Raw genomic sequence first — 16,660 nt, forward strand, 5'->3', positions numbered from 1 at the left:
GTTGGCCGATAAGGCGTACGGTTCCCGCGCGAACCGCGCCTACCTGCGGCGGGGCATCCAGTGCACCATTCTGGAGAATGGCCGACCAGATCCGCCATCGCCAGAACCGGGGCCACCGTCGTGATCGCGGCGACCAACGAGTAAGACAGGCCCAGTTCTCAGTGGTGCTAGTTCTCCAGAGCGGCAGCGGCTTTCTTCGCAGCCTCGTCCGCAGTCGCGAAGGCTGAGCGGGCGGCGGTGAGGTCCTTGGTGGATTGGGTGGCGCGGGCTTCGGCGTCGGCGAGGCGGGTGCGGAGGTCGGTTACGCGGGCGTCGGCTTGTTCGGCTGTGCGTTCGGCGCGGGTGAGGGTGCGTTCGGCCTCGGCGCGTTCACGGTGGGTGGCGGCGGCTTTGCGGCGTTGTTCCTCGCGTTGGGCGCGGGCGCGTTCGCGGGCCTGACGCTCCTTCTCGGCCTTTTTCCGTTCTGTGGAAGGGGAAGCGGGCTTTTTCGGTGAAGCTTTCCGCGGTGACGCGGCATTCTTCGGCGCAGCGTCCTTTTTCGGCTGCGGAGCCGAAGAGACCGGCAGTGACAGCCACTGGTCCGCGTCCTGCTGGGCCATCGACGTCAGGCGGCCGGCCAGGGCCAGGTCGGCGACGGACGGGTCGGCGACCACCGCCTCCAGGGTTTCCTCCACTTCGCGGGCGACGGCGTCGCTGAGGCTGGGGGCGTCGGCCATGATGTGGCGGACCAGCTCGTTGCGGCGGTGTGCCAGGTCGCGCAGGTCGGCGCCCGCGAGGTTCGTATGGGCCTCCCGCAGGCGCTTGCCCAGGGCGGCCAGCTCGGTCAGCGAGGCGGCCCCGTCGCGGGCCAGGCGGTTGACGACGAAGGCCGCGCGAGTCGGCTTGCGCAGCGCGCGGATCCGGCCGGCCAGCTCACGGTCGCCGGCCGCCGTGGCGTCGCGCGCGGCAGCGGTTCGAGCCGCGACGAACTCGCCCGGCTCCCCCGCGTAGAGGGCCTCGGCGACGGTGTCGAAGTCCGGAGCATCCACCCCGCCACCGAACCACACCCGTGGTCCGATTGCGACAGACGGCGTAGCGTCAAAGTCTCACCGCAGGTCAAGCGAGGCGAGGACGGTGCCCATGACGTCATCGGGCCGACTCGCGCTGGCGGCCAGCCCCCTGGTCACCGGCGCGCTGCAGGCACTCCAACGCGCGACCGGGCTGCCCGTCGCGATGGGCGGTCCCGTGTCGGCGGGCTCACGCTCCCTGGTGATCGACCAGCTGCGCGGCACGGCCACGCGCTCGTTGCAGCACCTGCGAGTCGACACCGGCGCCGGGCTCGGCGGCAAAGCCGTGGCGCTGCGGCGGCCGTCCACGGTCGTCGACTACCTGAACGCGCAGGGCATCACGCACAAGTACGACCGCGCCGTGGCACCCGAACAGCTGCGGGCCATGGTCGCGCTGCCGGTGCGCGTCGGGGAGTCGACGCGCGCGGTGCTCTACGCCGCGACACGCGATTCGATCACGTTCGGCGATCGGATCCTGCGCGCCGCGACCGCGGTGGTGTCGAGGTTGGAGCGTGACATCGAGGTGGAGGAAGAGGTCCGGCGCCGCATCGCGGCCCAGGCTGACGTCCCCGCGAGCGAGCACCGGAAGCGGCGTTTCGAGACACTCGCCGGCGAGCACCGGGAGCTGCTCGCCGAACTGCTCGCAATCGCCGGTTCGATGCACGACGTCGAGGCCCGCGCCCGGCTGCTCGGAGTCTGCGAACGCCTGCACCCAGCCATCGGCAACGGCACCGGTGGCGGCAGCGGTGTCAACGGCGATAGCGACGACGTCAGCGATGGCGGCTCCGGCGACAGCTTCGACGGCAACGTCAGCGCCGGTACCGATAGCACCGGCATCAACACCCACCTAAAGCTTTCCCCACGAGAGCTCGACGTCCTGCGCCTCGTGAACACCGGCTGCACCAACGACGAAATCTCCGCGAGCCTGGGGCTGCAGCCCAACACCGTCAAGTCGTACCTCAAGCACGCGATGCGCAAGCTGGACGCCTCCAACCGGATCCAGGCGGTGAACCGGGCGCGCGCGGCCGGGCTGCTGGACTGACCACCCGACCACGCTGACCACCCGGCCACCCCCTTTGTGGGGTGGCCGGCACCACCGGCGCCGGGTCATCATCGCCTCGCGGGCGGTGCTGCCCGTACGTAAGTGAAGGGAACCGCACGTGTTCTACGACCTCGGCGTCCGCGACTTCCTCGACCGCGCGGAGTCCGTCTACCCGGACCGGATCGCGGTGGTGGACGAGCCCGGCCAGCCCGCCGCGTCGTGGGGCGAGGTGACCTATCGGGAGCTGGCCCGCCGCGCTCGTGCGCAGGCCGCGAACCTCGACGCGCTCGGGGTGCCGGTGGGCGGGCGCGTCGCGATCGTTTCGCACAACTCCGCGCGGCTGCTGACGTCGTTCTTCGGCGTCTCCGGGTGGGGGCGGGTGCTGGTGCCGGTGAACTTCCGGCTCGCCGCGGCGGAGGTGCGCTACATCGTCGAGCACTCCGGCGCCGAGGTCGTCATGATCGACCCGGAGCTCAAGCCGCTGCTGGACAGCATCACCGCGGAGCACGTGTACGTGCTGGGTGAGCACGACGAGCAGATCTTCGGCGGTGACGGAGAACCGCGGCCGTGGGCAGGCGACGAGTCGGCCACGGCCACGCTGAACTACACCTCCGGCACCACCGCGCGGCCCAAGGGCGTGCAGCTCACGCACCGCAACCTCTGGCTGAACGCCGCCGTCTTCGGGCTGCACACCACCTTGAACGACAACGACGTGCTGCTGCACACCCTCCCGATGTTCCACGCGAACGGCTGGGGCATGCCCTACGCCGTCACCGGCCTCGGCGGGCGGCACATCGTGCTGCGGAAGGTGGACGGCACGGAGATCCTCCGGCGCATCGAGGAGCACGGCGTCACGATCCTGTGTGCCGCGCCCGCGGTCGTCACCGCCGCCCTCGACGGCGCGGCGAAGTGGGAGGGCGAGGTGCCGGGCCGCGACCGCGTGCGGATCGTGGTGGCCGGCGCGCCGCCGCCGACCCGCACCATCGAGCGGGTACGGGCGGAGCTGGGCTGGGAGTTCATCCAGATCTACGGCCTCACCGAGACTTCGCCGCTGCTCACGGTCAACCGGTTCCGCAGCGAGTGGGCGGACCTCGGCCCGCACGAGCAGGCGAAGCTGCTCGGCCGCGCCGGCACGCCCGCGCTCGGCGTCCGGGTGTCGATCGACACCGACGGCGAGGTGCTGGTCCAGTCGAACATGAACCTCGACGGTTACTGGGAAAACCCGGACGAGACGGCCCGCGTCCAGCAGGGCAACTGGTTCCACACCGGCGACGGCGGCTCGTTCACCGACGGGTACCTCACCATCGCCGACCGCAAGAAGGACGTGATCATCACCGGCGGCGAGAACGTCTCGTCCATCGAGGTGGAGGACGCGCTCGCCTCCCACCCGGCCGTCCGCGAGGTCGCGGTGATCGGCATCCCGGACGAGAAATGGGGCGAACTCGTCACGGCGCTCGTGGTCACCGACGGCTCCCCCGTCACGGCCGAGGACCTGATCACCCACTGCCGCGGCTACCTGGCCGGCTACAAGTGCCCGAAACGCGTGGAGTTCCTCGGCGAGCTGCCCCGCACGGCGACCGGGAAGATCCAGAAGTTCAAGCTGCGCAAGCCTTTCTGGGACAACCAGGACCGGCAGGTGAATTAGCGCGCCGTCCGCTGTGGATCCGGCACCGCGCTGACGGACGTCAGAGGTCCTCGGCCGGACGGTAGACGAGCTGCACAACCCCGTTGCCGAAGGCCTTCGACCGGGCCAGTTCGAACGCGAACGACGGCCCCTCGACCGGGAACAGGCGCCGCCCGCAGCCGACGACCACGGGGTACTGCAGCAGCGTCAGCTCGTCGACCAGGCCCTCGGCCAGCAGCCAGCGCACGAGCGTGGTGCTGCCGCTGGTCATGATGTCGCCGCCCTCGCCCGCCTTCAGCCCGGCGAGCGCCGCGGCGAGGTCGCCCTCCAGCAGCGTCGAGTTCTGCCATTCGACGCTCGTCAGCGTGGTCGACGCGACGTACTTGCGGACGTTGTTCATGAACTCCGCGCCCGGGTCGTCCGCCGCGGTGCGGCCCGGCCACGATTCCGCGAAGCCCTCGTAGGTGACCCGGCCGAGCAGCATCGTGTCCGCGTCCGCCATGCCGCCGCCGACGGCGTGCTCGAGTTCCTCGTTCCAATAGGACAGCGACCACTGGTCCGGCGCCTCGACCACCCCGTCGAGCGAGATGAACAAAGTGGACACGATCTTGCGCATCAGGCAGCTCCTCGGCTCGGGAATGCCGCCACTATCGCGCAGCCGGGACCGTCCGTGCAGGCGTTTCGCGGAAGCCGGCCCGAACGTTCAGCCGACCTGCCTCACGAGGTCGAGTGCCCGGCCGAGAGTGGTGAGCTTCGCGTCGAGCGTCTCGCCCGACGGGTACAGGCGGACGGTGTCGACGCCGGCGTCGCGCCACACCCGCAGCCGCTCGCGGACCATGTCCTCGGTGCCGATCAGCGTGGTGCCCAGCACCATCTCGTCCGTGACGAGCGCGGTGGCGCCGTCGCGGTCACCGGCCTGCCAGCGCTCGCGAACCTCGGCCGCGACCTCGGCCCAGCCCTGGCGGCTGTACGCGTCGTTGTAGAAGTTCGTGCTGGCGGAACCCATGCCGCCGAGGGAGAAGGCCAGCTCCTTCTTACGGCTGCCCACCATCGTGCGCAGCTCGTGGTCATTAGCGGCGAACGCGACTTCGGCGCCCTGGCAGACGTCCAGGTCCTTACGCACGCGCCCGGATTTCGCGAGCCCGGCGTCGATGGGGCCGAAGTAGGCACTCGCGCCCTCGGGCACGAAGCTGGTGCCGAGCCAGCCGTCGGCGATCTCACCAGTCAGCTCCAGCAGCTTCGGCGAGAGCGTGGCCAGATAGATCGGGATGTCCTCGTTCGGCTTCGACGACAACCGCATCGGCCGTGCCTCGCCCGGCAACGGGATCTCAAAAGCGTTGCCGGAGAAGGAGATCTTCTCGCCGGCGAAGGCCTGCCGGATGATCTCGACGGTCTCGCGCATCCGCGTCAACGGCTTCGCGAACGGCACGCCGTGCAGGCCTTCGATCACCTGCGGACCGGACGGGCCGAGGCCGAGCGAGAACCGGCCGCCGGACAGGTCGGCCAGGGTCAGCGCGGTCTGCGCGATCGCGACGGGCGTGCGCGTGCCGAGCTGGATGATCCCGGAGCCGAGCTGCAGACGCTCGGTGCGCCCGGCGAGGTAACCGAGGACGGACGGCGCGTCGGAACCCCACGCCTCGGCGACCCAGCACACGTCGAGGCCCAGTTTTTCGGCCTCCAGCACAAAAGCCAGCGTGTCCGCCCAGCCGGCGGACGCCTCGACCGTGGTCGCCGTCCGCATCACTTCTCGGCCTCGACGCGGTCCTTGATAGCGGCAACGGTCGCGGTCAGCGCGTTCTCGAACTCGCGCATGCGGACGAAGATGATCTTCTGCTCCTTGTCCGGCATCCGGTCGATGGCGAGGGAGATGCCGGACCGGGCCGGGCCCATCCGCACCCACTGCGTGAGCCGGGTGCCGCCGTTCTCGGGATCCAGCGTGAACCGCCAGGTGGCCGTCGGATTCTCGCGATCCGTGACGGCCCAAGCGAAAACCCGCGGCTCCTCGCACTCGATGACAAACGACTTCGTCTGCCACTCGCCGAGCGCGTCGTGCTTGTTGCTGCCGACGAACGCGTTGCCCAGCGCCGGGCCGGTGACGCCGTCGCACCACTCGACGGACTGCAGCTCCTGGCTCATCGAGGGCATCAGCCGGACGTCGGCCACGACCTGCCACACGCGTTCGGGGTCGCCGTTGATCCACGTCGTGGCCTCGACCGTGGGGTTGTCCGCGTACCGCGCGCCGGTCCACTCCATCGTGGTGCGTCTCCTTGCTCGTCACTGCGCCCTCTACCAAAGGCCCTCTGCAAGAGTGCCTCTGACCACGATAGTTGCGTAGTGAGACCCACATTGTCAACGCGCGGCCGCCGCTAGGCCTCCTGCCGGGCGAACCGCGCCTCGACGTCGGGCCGGTGCGCGATCCGCTCCGGGAAGCCGGGGCCGCGGCGCATCCGCGTGTCCTCCGCCGTGAGCCGTTCGCCGCATTCCGCGCACACCACTTCGGCGTGGGTCTCGTGCCCACATGCCTTGTGCTGCATGGTGATCGGCGGTCCGGCCTCGGTGGCGAGCCAGCGGTCGCCCCACGCCGTCATCGCGGCGAGCACACTCCAGAAGTCGGCGCCCTTCTCGGTCAGCACGTAGTCGTAACGCACCGGTTCGGCCTGGTACGGCCGCTTCTCAATGAGGCCCTCCTCGACCAGCCGGCGGAGCCGGTCGGCGAGGGTGTTGCGCGCGATGCCGAGCGCCTGCTGGAACTCGTCGAAGCGCGTGACGCCGTAGAACGCGTCCCGCAGCACCAGCGGCGTCCACCAGTCCCCGAGCAGGTCCATGGTCCTCGCGATGGAACACGGCCACTGCGCGAAGGAAGTCCGTTTCATGGCGCTGAGGATACGCCGTCTCAGACTGAAACTCAGCAGTTGAAGGCCATAATCAAAGGCGATGACCGACGGTCACGTCCACGTAGTCGGGCACCTCGTCGTGTTCGTCGCCCACCGAGAGCGTGCCCGTCGGCTCCACCAGCAGCACGGCCGCGCCCGCCTTCGACGACGGCTTGTGGAACGTGCCGCGCGGGACCACGAAGATCGAGCCACGGGTGACGGTGACCACGCGCTCGCCCGCGGGCTCGCGCAGGCCGATCTCGATTTCGCCGTCGAGGACCAGGAAGAACTCGTCGGTGTCCTCGTGGACGTGCCACACGTGCTCGCCGGCGAAGCGCGCCAGGCGGATGTCGTAATCGTTGACAGCGGCGACGATGCGCGGGCTCCACACGGCGTCGAAGCCGTCGAGCACGGACTGCAGGTTGATGGGGTTTTCGCTCATGACCCCGATTCTCGGCCTGGTCACCCGGCGGCGGGAGTGCTAGGAATCGCATATGCCGCAAGAATCCTCGCACCGGGTCGTGATGGTGGTCGACGACGGCTCGAACCCGTTCGAAATGGGCGTCGCCACTGAGCTGTTCGGGCTGCGACGGCCGGAGCTGGACCGGCCGTGGTACGAGTTCACGATCGCCTCCGCGCGCCCGGAAGTGACCATGCACCTGGGGATGTTCACGCTGTCCGGCGTCGCGGGACTGGCCGCGGTCGACGCGGCGGACACGGTGATCGTGCCGAACCGCCCGGACCCGCAGGCGCCCGCGCACCCCGGCGTGCTGGCCGCGATCCGGCGCGCGGCGAAGCGGGGCGCGCGGCTGATGAGCTTCTGCACCGGCGCGTTCACCCTCGCCGACGCGGGTGTCCTGGACGGACGGCGGGCGACCACGCACTGGCGCTGGGCGGCGGAGTTCACGGCCCGGTACCCGGAGGTGCGGCTGGAGCCGGACGTCCTGTTCGTCGACGAGGGCACCGTGCTCACGGCGGCGGGCAGCGCGGCGGCGCTCGATCTGGGCCTGTACGTGATCCAGCGCGACCACGGCGCGGAGATAGCGAACGCCGTCAGCCGCCGGCTGGTCTTCGCCGGCCACCGCGACGGCGGCCAGCGGCAGTTCGTGGCCCGGCCGGTGCCCGCGGTGCCCGACACCTCACTCGCGCCGGTACTGGAGTGGGCGCGGGCGAACCTGGGCCGCGCGCTGACGGTCGCCGACCTGGCCGCGCGCGCCGCCACGAGCCCGGCGACGCTGCACCGGCGTTTCCGCGCGGAGCTCGGCGCCACCCCGTTGACGTGGCTGACCACGGAACGCGTGACGCTGGCGTGCCGCCTGATCGAACGCGGGGAGCTGCGCCTCGACCACATCGCGTCCTCCAGCGGCTTCGGCACGGCGGCCAACCTCCGCGCGCAATTGCGGCGGCACACCGGACTGAGCCCGTCGGAATACCGGCGACGCTTCGGCCCCGCCGCCTGACACCTAAAGCGCGGCCACGGCGGCGGCGACCGCCTCCCGCTGGGTGACCGGCGAATAGGTCTCCGGATCGGCGGCGGCCAGCGCGTTGAGGCCTTCGACCAGCGCCACCAGCCGTTTCGCCGCCGCCCGGCACCGCTCGTCCGTCCACTCAGGACGGACAGCGCCGGTCAGGCGGGCGATCCGGGTGACGAACGAGCGGTTGTTCGCGCGGTGCCGGGCGGCCAGCTCCGGATCGGCCAGCGCGGCGGCGAGGAAGCCGACCCAGACGCGCGCCTCGTCGGCCGCTTCCGGGGTGAGCGTGACCGCCCGCAGGAGCACGTCGCGCAGCACGGTCCGCGGCTCGCCGCCCGCGTCCTGCAACGCGTCCGCGCGGGCGGCGGTGCGCTCGTGCAGCAGCTCCCGGGCGTGCAGCAGCAGCGCCCGCTTGGTCGGGAACGCGTGCATGACCAGCCCGCTGGTGCAGCCGGCCCTGGCCGCGACGGCGCGGACCGTCAGGCCGGGCAGGCCCGACTCCGCCAGCACCTGCCAGACGGCGCCGGACAGGAGCTCGCGCTGGGCGGCGACGTCACGCCGCCTTGGCATCCCGGCCTCCATTCCGTAACATCCGTTACCGTAACAGATGTTCCGAGACCGTGAGCCGACCAGCCGGGAGTGCCGTGATCAGCATCGAACCCTGGGACTCTCCCGACGCCGTCGCCCTCCGGCAGGCGCAGCGAGACGAGCTCAACGCCCGCTACGACTCCTCCGACCACGAGGCCGGGCCGGCCCCGACGGCCGAGAGCGTCGCCGTGTTCCTGGTCGCCCGCGACGAGGACGGCAAGCCCACCGGCTGCGGCGGCCTGCGCCTGCTCGGCCCGGGCGAGGCCGAGATCAAGCGCATGTACGTCGCCCCGGGGGCACGCGGCTCCGGGCTCGCCACCGAGCTGCTGCGCGCTCTCGAAGAGCAGGCCCGCGGCCACGGCGTCGCGCGGCTGCTGCTGGAGACCGGCATCCGCCAGCCGGAAGCGATCCGCTTCTACGAACGTGAGGGATACCAGCCGATCCCCGCCTTCGGGGCCTATCGAGAAGACCCGCTCGCGCGCTGTTACGCCCGCGGAATCACCGCCGTTACTCCATTCGGCCCAGCTCGAAAATGCGGCTGAACAACGGGTTGCCCGGTGAAACCCTGGTGAAAAAGGACAGTTGACCGACGATGGATTTATGCCAGATGGACGAAAGTTGACCGTCTCGGACAAATTCCGCTCAGTGACTCACCGAATCTCCTCGGCATCGGCTAGCTTGGCGAGCGGTGCAGGTCCAACAGACGGGGAGTGACCACATGCCGAAACACCGGCCACGCCCGGAACGCGCGCGCTCGGTCCGGCACCGGACGGCGGCCGCTCTCGCGGGTGGCGCGCTCGTCGTGCTGCCGACGGTGACCGCCTCGGGTCTGCCGACCCCGCTCGCCGTGCAAAGCCCGCTGGGCGGCGGACAGCCGTCGCTGGCCGCGCCGTTGTTCCCGCCGGACATCCTGCTCCCGCCGCTCGCCGTGGACGGCAGCCTGCCGCAGCCGCCGGTCCCCCAGCCGCTGATGGTGCCGGGCGCGCAGGCCGGCAACGGGTCCTCGGCCCTGTCCGGGCCGCTCGGCATCCCCGGCAGCATGCTCAAGGCGTACAAGAACGCGGCCGACATCATGGCCAGGGAGCAGCCCGGCTGTCACCTCGACTGGGCGCTGATCGCCGCCATCGGCCGCATCGAGTCGAACCACGCGCGCGGCGGCTATGTAGATGCCAAGGGCAACACCCTGGAGCCGATCCTGGGCCCGGTGCTCAACGGCGCCGGCGCGTTCGCCGCGATCCGCGACACCGACGGCGGCCGCTACGACGGCGACCGTATGTGGGACCGCGCCGTCGGCCCGATGCAGTTCATCCCGTCGACCTGGAACGGTTACGCCTCCGACGGCAACGGCGACGGCGTCGCCGACCCGAACAACATCTACGACGAGTCGCTGGCCACCGCGCGTTACCTGTGCTCCGGCGGGCTGGACCTGTCGAGCGACGAGATGCAGCGGCTGGCCGTGCGCCGGTACAACAACTCGCAGTCCTATGTGGACACCGTGATGTCCTACGCCGCGGCGTACCGCGGCGGGGTCTCGCAGCTGCCGGACAGCCAGGTCCCGATCGGCGCGCCGCCGGGGCCGGGCGCCGTCGACGCCGCCGCGGGCAGTCCCGGCGGGGACCCGGCGCCGCCGGTCACGCAGCCGCCGCCGAGCGTGCCGCCGCCTTCGCAGCTGCCGCCGAGCAGCACGACGCCGACCAGCAGCACGCCCACGACTACACCGACCACGCCGACCACTACACCGACGTCGAGCACGCCGACCAGCGACAGCCCGCCGCCGACCACCCCCACCACGCCCACGACACCGACCAGCCCGGCCACCACATCGTCGAGCGCCCCGGCGGATTCGGGCAGCTCCACACCGGCGACCACGAGCACGCCGGCCGGCTGAGTCAGGAGCCGCGGCGCGCCTGGTCATAGTCCTCGCGCGCCGCGAAGACCTGAGGGACCCGCTGTTCGGTCCAGCGGGCCAGCGCCCACACCTGCTCGGCCGCCTCGTGCCCGAGCGGGGTGAGCGAATAGTCGACGCGCGGCGGGATCACGGGCTTGGCGTCGCGGTCCACGAAACCGTCGCGCTCCAGCGTCTGCAGGGTCTGGGCCAGCATCTTCTCGCTCACCCCGCCGACCTCGCGGCGCAGCTCGCTGAACCGGTACGAGCGCTCCAGCAGCGCGGCGAGCACCAGCACGCCCCACCGGCTGGTCACGTGTTCGAGCACCCCGCGCGACGGGCAGTCCGCGCGCTTGACGTCAGGGGCCACGTCGATCGCCTCGGTCATGCCTGATCCTCCTCATTACGGGAACACCAGTACCTTACCCCGAAGTGGGTACTATCCCTGAGTTAGTACCACTCCTAAGGTGAGTGCCGCACCATCCACTCGACCTGAGGACCAGCATGAGCATCGTCATCACCGGAGCCACCGGCCAGCTCGGCCGGCTCGTCGTCGCGGACCTGCTGGCGGCGGGTGTCGCGCCGGACGACATCACCGCCATCGCCCGCAGCGAGGAGAAGGCCGCCGGCCTGGGCGTCCACGTGCACGTCGGCGACTACGACCGGCCGGAGACGCTCGAAGGCGCGTTCGCGCCGGGCGACCGCGTGCTGCTGATCTCCGGCCCGGACGTGGGCAAGCGCGTCCCGCAGCACACCGCCGTGATCGACGCCGCGAAGGCCGCGGGCGTCGCGCAACTCGCGTACACCGGCGTCTTCGGCGGCCCGAAGGCGGACTTCGCGCTCGCCGACGAGCACCGCGTGACCGAGGACCTGGTGCTCGCTTCCGGTCTGCCGTATACGTTCCTGCGCAACAACTGGTACACCGACGTGTACACCGCCGGCCTCGCGGACACGGTCGCGCGCGGCGCCGTCACCAACAGCGTGCCGCTGGAGGCCCGCATCGCCACCGCGACCCGCGCGGACTACGCGGCCGCGGCGGCGGTCGTGCTGCGCACCGAAGGACACCTCAACGCCGCGTACGAGCTGAGCGGCGACACGGCGTGGACGTTCGGGGAATTCGCCGCCGAGATCGCCCGGCAGAGCGGCCAGCCGGTGGCGCACAATTCCGTGAGCCCGGAGGAAAACAAGAAGATCCTGGTCTCCGCCGCCGGGCTGCCGCCCACGTTCGCCGACGTGCTCGTGGGTGTGGACGCCGCCATCGGCCGGGGCCTGCTCGCCGGCACGCCGGGCGACCTGTCGCGGCTCATCGGACGGCCGACGACGCCGATCGCCGGCTCGATCGCGGCGGCACTGGCCGGTTAGTTCGCACACCGCGGCAGCGACCTCCCTATAGTTCGGGCAGTTCGAGTCCCCGAAGTGCTGGAGGGATCGTGTCCTGGAACCCCGGGTCGCCGCCTGACCTGTCCGGCCGGACCTACGCGGTGACCGGGGGCAACTCCGGTATCGGCTACTTCATCTCCGAACAGCTCGCCGCGGCCGGCGCGCACGTGGTCATCCTCGGCCGGAATCCCGGGCGCCTGCGCACCGCCGTGGACGCCATCCGCGGGCACGTCGGCCCCGCGGCGAAGCTGAGCACCATCCCGCTGGACCTGGCGGACCTCGAATCGGTGGCGTCGGCGGCCGAGGCGCTCGTCCGGCTGGGGCAGGTCGACGCGCTGGTCGAGAACGCGGGCACGACGTCGCCCGGCCGCACCCGGCAGACCACCGAACAGGGCTTGGAACTGGCGCTGGGCACGAACCACCTCGGCCACTTCGCGTTGACCGCGCTGGCCATGCCGGTGCTGAAGGCGACCCCCGGCAGCCGCGTGGTCCCGACGGGCAGCCTCATCTCCCTGCTGGTCAAGTTCGACCTCGACGACCTGCAGAGCGAGCGCGAGTACTCGGAATTCCGGGCGTACGGGCTGTCCAAGCACGCCGTGGCGTCCTTCGGCTTCGAGCTGGATCGACGACTGCGTGCGTCCACTATGGACGTCCATTGTGTTCTCACCCATCCCGGCCTCTGCCTTGACGGCGGGAGCCCTTGGCGCGAGGGCATCAGCAAGCCTTCACCGCTGGCGCGCCTTTCGCCGGTCACGCAGGGCGAGCACCACGGCGCTTGGACCGCCGTTCGCGCGGCGACTGACCCGTCGGCCAAGGGCGGCGAGTACTACGGCCCGAGGTTCGGCAGCGTGGGCCGTCCGGTGCGGCAACGAACCGTCGCCGCCGACCGTGACCCGGTGCGGGCCGCGCGGCTGTGGGAGCTTTCCGAGAAGCTGACCGGCGTCGAATTCACGGTATAAGGAGATCGACCATGGTGGAGCCCGCCTACCAGGCGACCGCGGGCGGCGCGCTCGACGTGGACCGCGAGTTCTACGGCCGGCTCGCGAGCCGCCAGGCCGGGCGCGAGCTGGTCGAGGCGTTCGAGATCCCGATCCGCTCCGGGCGGGCGTGGACCGTGCCGCGGGGCCACCTGTGCCGGATCGTCACGGTCGAGGGGCCGCAGGTCGGGGACCTCAACGTGTGGAACCGGCACGACCCGCGGGAACGGCTGTGGGCCGCGCGCACCCGGCAGCTGCAGCGCGCGCACGTGAGCACGTTCGACCGGCTCTGGTCGACGCTGCCGTTCCTGCGCCCGCTGCTGACCATCACCGCGGACACGCTGGCGGGCTACGGCACCGACGCCGACGGCGGCCGCGTGCACGACCTGCTCGGCACGCGCTGCGACCCGTACGTGAACCGGATGCTCACCGGCGAAGACTTCGACTTCCACTGTCATTCCAACCTGGTGCGCGCCGTCCTCCCGTACGGGCTGACCGAGTTCGACGTGCACGACGTGCTGAACGTCTTCCAGTGCACCGGCCTGACCGCGGACGACCGGTACTTCATGGCCGCCTGCCCCGCCCGGCCCGGCGACCACTTGGAGTTCTTCGCCGAGCAGGAGCTGCTCTGCGCGCTGTCCACCTGTCCCGGCGGCGACCTCTCGATCCCGTTGTGGGGCCCCGACGCCCGCGACCCGATCGACGTCTGCCACCCGATCGGCATCGAGGTCTACCGCCCCGCCGCGGAGCTCCTCGACGGCTGGGCCCCGCCCGAGCGGGCGGAATACCGCGGCCTGCACGGAATCCGCTTGCCCGAGAGTCAGCCTTCGAAGTAGTGGCCCTCCTCGATGTCGGCGACCAGCGTGGGATGGGCCGGCGACCAGCTGAGGCGTTCGCGGGTCAGCGCGCTGGAGGCCGGGCTGTCGAGCGAGACCAGCGGGGCGAGGAAGCCGGCGAAGTGCTCGCTCGCCTCCGCGGCCGTCAGGCTGACGACCGGCAGCTCCAGCCGGCGGCCGATGGCGTCGGCGATGTCCCGGAACGGGACCCCTTCCTCCGCGACCGCGTGCAGTCGAGCACCGGCCACTGCGGACTCCACGGCCAGCCGGTACAGGACCGCGGCGTCCAGCCGGTGCACGGCCGGCCACCGGTTCGCTCCGTCGCCGACGAAGGCGGACACACCCTTCGCGCGAGCGATGCCGATCAGGGCCGAGACGAATCCGCGCGCATCCCCACGGCCGTGCACGGTCGGCGCCAGCCGTACCGAAGACGAACGCACACCACGCCCGGCCATGGCGAGCACGGCTTGCTCGACGGGGAGCCGAGGAGAGGTGAGGGCGCTGGGGTCGGTGGGGGTCGTTTCGGTGAGCACACGCCCTGGCGCACGGCCCAATACTCCTGAAGTGACCACAAAAGGCCGGTCCGTTCCCGCCAATTCCGCGCCGAGCGCTTCGACCGCGTTCAGCTCGGCCCGCGCGCGAGCGGCCGAATCGGTGGTTTCGGAAATGTGCTTGTTCGCGGCGAATACCACGCCGTCGGCCTTCGCGGCCCCGGCTCGCAGGCCGGCGGGGTCGTCAATGTCCCCGCGGTGCACCTCGACACCGGCCTTGGCCAAGGCGTCGGCGGAGGCCTCGGAGCGGGCGAGCCCGAGTACGTCGTGACCTGATTCGAGCAGTTCGCGGACGACGGCCGATCCGACGTATCCGGTTGCTCCTGCGACGAAAACACGCACGGTGGGAATCCCTCGATCGCGGTGAATGGGGTGTGCTTCAACGCTAGGAACCGGGCGCCGCGGTGTCCAAGACCCGTTCTTCACCGGCCGATACGGAACGGGCATCACGAGTAGGCTGCGGGAGTGCCCAGTGCCCCCGCGGACCTCGATCTTCGCCTGGTGCGGTACTTCGTCGTCGTGGCCGAGCACGGCAACTTCCACCGTGCCGCGGACGCGTTGCGTGTCGCGCAGCCGTCGTTGAGCCGTCAGGTGCAGCGTCTCGAACAGCGGCTGGGCGTCCGTCTGCTGGACCGGACGACGCAGGGCAGTCACCTCACCGAGGCGGGGCGCGCCTTCCTGCCCGAGGCGAGGGCGCTCCTGCACTCCGCCGAGCTGGCCGCGACGAAGGCGCGAGCCGCCGCCGTACCCGGCGCCGTCACGATCGGGTACGCGGGCGGTCTGCTCGTCACTGCCCCCGTGCGTGAGCTACGCGCCCGCCACCCCGAAGCCGACGTGCGCACCCGGCACCTGGACTGGGCCGGCGTGCATCCAGCGCTGCTGGAGCACCGGGTCGACGCGGTCGTCGCGCGGGAACCCTTCCCGACCGGCGGGCTCAGCGTGACGGTCCTGTACGAGGAACCCCGGGTCCTCTTGGTGCCGGCGAGCCATCGCCTGGCCGGCAAGGAATCGATCACCCTCGACGACCTCGACGGCGAACCCCTCGTCCGTTACGCGGACGCCGCCTACGACGCCTTCTGGCGGATCGACCCGCGCCCGGACGGACGGCCGGCCCCCGACGGCCCACTCGTCGAGACGCCGCAGGACAAACTCGAATCCGTGGCCGGCGGCCGGGCCCTCGCCCTCGCGCCCGCCGCGGGCGGGAACGTCGCGAGGAACGATCTCACGGCCGTGGCGGTCGAAGGGATCGAGCCGTGCCGGGTGGTGGTCGCGACCCGCGCCAGCGAGCGCAGCCGTTTGGTCACGGCTTTCCTCGAGGCGGCCCGGTCCCAGCTCACCGCGTGACCTGCTGCTCGATGCCGTCGAGGAGGCGGTCGAGGCCGAACCCGTAGGCTTCCGCCGCCTGCTCGCCCGCGCTCTGGTCGAACCCGCCGCCGAGCCAGGTGCGGTTCATCGCCGGGTGCGCCTCGATGTCGAAGTACTTGCCCCAGAACGACGAACGCTGGTCCCACCACGCGTCGTTCGACTGTCCGGTGCTGCGCTCCAGGTGGGCGCTCTCGGCCTCGAGCGCGGCGTTCGCGTCCACGTGGGTCGCGATGCTGTTGGCCGCGGCGACGGCCAGGCGCGGGGCCAGCCCGAGACCGTCCACGATGGACAGCAGGTACTCCTGCCCGGCGAGCTGGCCCGGGCCCAGCGCGGGCCGCACCCGGGACATCTCACGCAGCCACGGGTGCCGGCGGTGGACTTCGCGCGTGCGGTCGGAGTAGAGCTTGACCTGCGCGCGCCAGTCGCCGACGCGGGGTTCGCCGGGCTTGGGCAGGCGGCGCTCGACCAGCGCGTCGTCCACCATCAGGTCCACCAGCTCGGTTTTGCCGGGCACGTAGGTGTAGAGCGTCATCGTGCCGGCGCCCAGTTCCTTGGCCACGCGGTGCATCGACGTGGCCAGCAGGCCGTCGGCATCGGCGACCGCGATGGCCGCGGCGACGATGCGGGCGACGCTGAGCGTGGGACGCCGCCCGCGCGTCGGCTCGCCCGCCCGGACATCGCGGTCCCGCCAGAGCAGGCGGAGGGTGCGGTCGATCTGCTCGTCGACGGCCGCGTCGTCGGCGCAGGGCCCGGGGGTGATCGGCCCGGCGGCGCTTAGCTTGTCGGTGATCGGCTGGTCGGTGATCGGCTCGGCGGTGATCGGCTCGGCGGTGATCGGCTGGTCGGTGATTGACCTGGCGGCGCCTGGCCCGTCCGTGCCTGAGTCGCCGGTCCACTCGCGTTCGACGGTCATCGCGCAGCCCGCTCCCTGCCCCGGCGCCGGTGGTCACGGGGGATCCTACCGGCCGATACGGGACCTTCGACCCATCCACCGCGGACCTCACCCGGCTACCGTGAGTGT

General features: G+C 71.3%; 19 protein-coding genes. 9 read left to right on the forward strand and 10 right to left on the reverse strand.

From position 1 onward, the window contains the following. Positions 1-167: 167 nt before the first annotated feature. A complete protein-coding gene (locus tag OG943_RS27520) occupies positions 168-1,028 on the reverse strand; it encodes a hypothetical protein (RefSeq protein WP_328603824.1) in 861 nt (286 codons plus the stop codon). A gap of 91 nt (positions 1,029-1,119) precedes the next feature. Here OG943_RS27520 and OG943_RS27525 point away from each other — a divergent pair, with 91 nt between their 5' ends. Both OG943_RS27525 and OG943_RS27530 read left to right on the forward strand, forming a co-directional pair. Further along, positions 1,120-2,088 carry a helix-turn-helix transcriptional regulator gene (locus tag OG943_RS27525; protein WP_328603825.1) on the forward strand — a complete coding sequence of 323 codons (969 nt, stop codon included), beginning with the start codon at positions 1,120-1,122 and terminating at the stop codon, positions 2,086-2,088. A gap of 118 nt (positions 2,089-2,206) precedes the next feature. Continuing rightward, on the forward strand, positions 2,207-3,733 hold the full coding sequence (locus tag OG943_RS27530; RefSeq protein WP_328603826.1) for an AMP-binding protein: 1,527 nt from the start codon (positions 2,207-2,209) through the stop codon (positions 3,731-3,733). 40 nt (positions 3,734-3,773) lie between these two features. Here OG943_RS27530 and OG943_RS27535 read toward each other — a convergent pair whose 3' ends face one another. From OG943_RS27535 to OG943_RS27555, 5 genes are all read right to left on the reverse strand, one after another. After that, entirely contained in the window at positions 3,774-4,328 is a 555-nt protein-coding gene (locus OG943_RS27535; protein ID WP_328603827.1) for a dihydrofolate reductase family protein, read from the reverse strand. Between the two features lie 87 nt (positions 4,329-4,415). Beyond that, positions 4,416-5,453 (reverse strand): LLM class flavin-dependent oxidoreductase, encoded by a 1,038-nt coding sequence (locus OG943_RS27540; protein ID WP_328603828.1) that lies wholly within the window; start codon positions 5,451-5,453, stop codon positions 4,416-4,418. Beyond that, positions 5,453-5,965: an SRPBCC family protein gene (locus OG943_RS27545; protein ID WP_328603829.1), complete on the reverse strand. Its 513-nt coding sequence runs from the start codon at positions 5,963-5,965 to the stop codon at positions 5,453-5,455. Before OG943_RS27545 ends, OG943_RS27540 begins: the two co-directional genes overlap by 1 nt. A gap of 113 nt (positions 5,966-6,078) precedes the next feature. Further along, on the reverse strand, positions 6,079-6,585 hold the full coding sequence (locus tag OG943_RS27550) for a winged helix-turn-helix transcriptional regulator (RefSeq protein WP_328603830.1): 507 nt from the start codon (positions 6,583-6,585) through the stop codon (positions 6,079-6,081). Between the two features lie 52 nt (positions 6,586-6,637). Then, positions 6,638-7,027 (reverse strand): cupin domain-containing protein, encoded by a 390-nt coding sequence (locus OG943_RS27555; protein ID WP_328603831.1) that lies wholly within the window; start codon positions 7,025-7,027, stop codon positions 6,638-6,640. Between the two features lie 52 nt (positions 7,028-7,079). Here OG943_RS27555 and OG943_RS27560 point away from each other — a divergent pair, with 52 nt between their 5' ends. Next, positions 7,080-8,045, forward strand: coding sequence for a helix-turn-helix domain-containing protein (locus OG943_RS27560; RefSeq protein WP_328603832.1), 966 nt, complete (start codon positions 7,080-7,082; stop codon positions 8,043-8,045). Positions 8,046-8,048: 3 nt separating this feature from the next. Here the strand turns inward: OG943_RS27560 and OG943_RS27565 are convergent, their stop codons facing one another. Further along, positions 8,049-8,627, reverse strand: coding sequence for a TetR/AcrR family transcriptional regulator (locus OG943_RS27565; RefSeq protein WP_328603833.1), 579 nt, complete (start codon positions 8,625-8,627; stop codon positions 8,049-8,051). A gap of 74 nt (positions 8,628-8,701) precedes the next feature. Between OG943_RS27565 and OG943_RS27570 the strand changes: the two genes are divergently transcribed. After that, positions 8,702-9,187 carry a GNAT family N-acetyltransferase gene (locus tag OG943_RS27570; protein ID WP_328603834.1) on the forward strand — a complete coding sequence of 162 codons (486 nt, stop codon included), beginning with the start codon at positions 8,702-8,704 and terminating at the stop codon, positions 9,185-9,187. 176 nt (positions 9,188-9,363) lie between these two features. Then, complete coding sequence (locus OG943_RS27575) at positions 9,364-10,533, forward strand: lytic transglycosylase domain-containing protein (RefSeq protein WP_328603835.1); 1,170 nt, start codon at positions 9,364-9,366, stop codon at positions 10,531-10,533. 1 nt (position 10,534) lies between these two features. Here OG943_RS27575 and OG943_RS27580 read toward each other — a convergent pair whose 3' ends face one another. Next, on the reverse strand, positions 10,535-10,918 hold the full coding sequence (locus OG943_RS27580) for a winged helix-turn-helix transcriptional regulator (protein ID WP_328603836.1): 384 nt from the start codon (positions 10,916-10,918) through the stop codon (positions 10,535-10,537). A 116-nt stretch (positions 10,919-11,034) separates the two neighbouring features. Here OG943_RS27580 and OG943_RS27585 point away from each other — a divergent pair, with 116 nt between their 5' ends. The 3 genes from OG943_RS27585 to OG943_RS27595 all read left to right on the forward strand — a co-directional run bounded on the left by OG943_RS27585 (position 11,035) and on the right by OG943_RS27595 (position 13,723). Then, positions 11,035-11,892 (forward strand): NAD(P)H-binding protein, encoded by an 858-nt coding sequence (locus OG943_RS27585; protein ID WP_328603837.1) that lies wholly within the window; start codon positions 11,035-11,037, stop codon positions 11,890-11,892. A gap of 68 nt (positions 11,893-11,960) precedes the next feature. Next, positions 11,961-12,869, forward strand: a complete 909-nt coding sequence (locus OG943_RS27590; protein WP_328603838.1) for an SDR family NAD(P)-dependent oxidoreductase — start codon at positions 11,961-11,963, stop codon at positions 12,867-12,869. Between the two features lie 11 nt (positions 12,870-12,880). Next, a complete protein-coding gene (locus tag OG943_RS27595) occupies positions 12,881-13,723 on the forward strand; it encodes an urea carboxylase-associated family protein (RefSeq protein WP_328603839.1) in 843 nt (280 codons plus the stop codon). On the opposite strand, the gene OG943_RS27600 is transcribed toward OG943_RS27595, so the two are convergent. Next, positions 13,708-14,616 carry an SDR family oxidoreductase gene (locus OG943_RS27600; RefSeq protein WP_328603840.1) on the reverse strand — a complete coding sequence of 303 codons (909 nt, stop codon included), beginning with the start codon at positions 14,614-14,616 and terminating at the stop codon, positions 13,708-13,710. The two genes, OG943_RS27595 and OG943_RS27600, sit on opposite strands and share 16 nt — an antisense overlap. 123 nt (positions 14,617-14,739) lie before the next feature. On the opposite strand from OG943_RS27600, the gene OG943_RS27605 reads away from it, so the two are divergent. Further along, entirely contained in the window at positions 14,740-15,618 is an 879-nt protein-coding gene (locus OG943_RS27605; RefSeq protein WP_328603841.1) for a LysR family transcriptional regulator, read from the forward strand. Here the strand turns inward: OG943_RS27605 and OG943_RS27610 are convergent. Continuing rightward, the gene (locus tag OG943_RS27610; RefSeq protein WP_328603842.1) at positions 15,608-16,552 is read right to left on the reverse strand and encodes a TetR/AcrR family transcriptional regulator C-terminal domain-containing protein; all 945 of its coding nucleotides are present in this window, start codon (positions 16,550-16,552) and stop codon (positions 15,608-15,610) included. The genes OG943_RS27605 and OG943_RS27610 overlap by 11 nt on opposite strands. Between the last annotated feature and the right edge of the window lie 108 nt (positions 16,553-16,660).

The sequence above is a fragment of the Amycolatopsis sp. NBC_00345 genome (assembly GCF_036116635.1).
Lineage (GTDB): Bacteria > Actinomycetota > Actinomycetes > Mycobacteriales > Pseudonocardiaceae > Amycolatopsis.

Bases quoted from the DNA above. Each gene is read 5' to 3' on its own strand.
- OG943_RS27525 (WP_328603825.1), top strand. From the start codon at position 1,120: ATGACGTCATCGGGCCGACTCGCGCTGGCGGCCAGCCCCCTGGTCACC.
- OG943_RS27535 (WP_328603827.1), bottom strand. From the start codon at position 4,328: ATGCGCAAGATCGTGTCCACTTTGTTCATCTCGCTCGACGGGGTGGTC.
- OG943_RS27540 (WP_328603828.1), bottom strand. From the start codon at position 5,453: ATGCGGACGGCGACCACGGTCGAGGCGTCCGCCGGCTGGGCGGACACG.
- OG943_RS27545 (WP_328603829.1), bottom strand. From the start codon at position 5,965: ATGGAGTGGACCGGCGCGCGGTACGCGGACAACCCCACGGTCGAGGCC.
- OG943_RS27550 (WP_328603830.1), bottom strand. From the start codon at position 6,585: ATGAAACGGACTTCCTTCGCGCAGTGGCCGTGTTCCATCGCGAGGACC.
- OG943_RS27555 (WP_328603831.1), bottom strand. From the start codon at position 7,027: ATGAGCGAAAACCCCATCAACCTGCAGTCCGTGCTCGACGGCTTCGAC.
- OG943_RS27560 (WP_328603832.1), top strand. From the start codon at position 7,080: ATGCCGCAAGAATCCTCGCACCGGGTCGTGATGGTGGTCGACGACGGC.
- OG943_RS27565 (WP_328603833.1), bottom strand. From the start codon at position 8,627: ATGCCAAGGCGGCGTGACGTCGCCGCCCAGCGCGAGCTCCTGTCCGGC.
- OG943_RS27575 (WP_328603835.1), top strand. From the start codon at position 9,364: ATGCCGAAACACCGGCCACGCCCGGAACGCGCGCGCTCGGTCCGGCAC.
- OG943_RS27580 (WP_328603836.1), bottom strand. From the start codon at position 10,918: ATGACCGAGGCGATCGACGTGGCCCCTGACGTCAAGCGCGCGGACTGC.
- OG943_RS27585 (WP_328603837.1), top strand. From the start codon at position 11,035: ATGAGCATCGTCATCACCGGAGCCACCGGCCAGCTCGGCCGGCTCGTC.
- OG943_RS27595 (WP_328603839.1), top strand. From the start codon at position 12,881: ATGGTGGAGCCCGCCTACCAGGCGACCGCGGGCGGCGCGCTCGACGTG.
- OG943_RS27610 (WP_328603842.1), bottom strand. From the start codon at position 16,552: ATGACCGTCGAACGCGAGTGGACCGGCGACTCAGGCACGGACGGGCCA.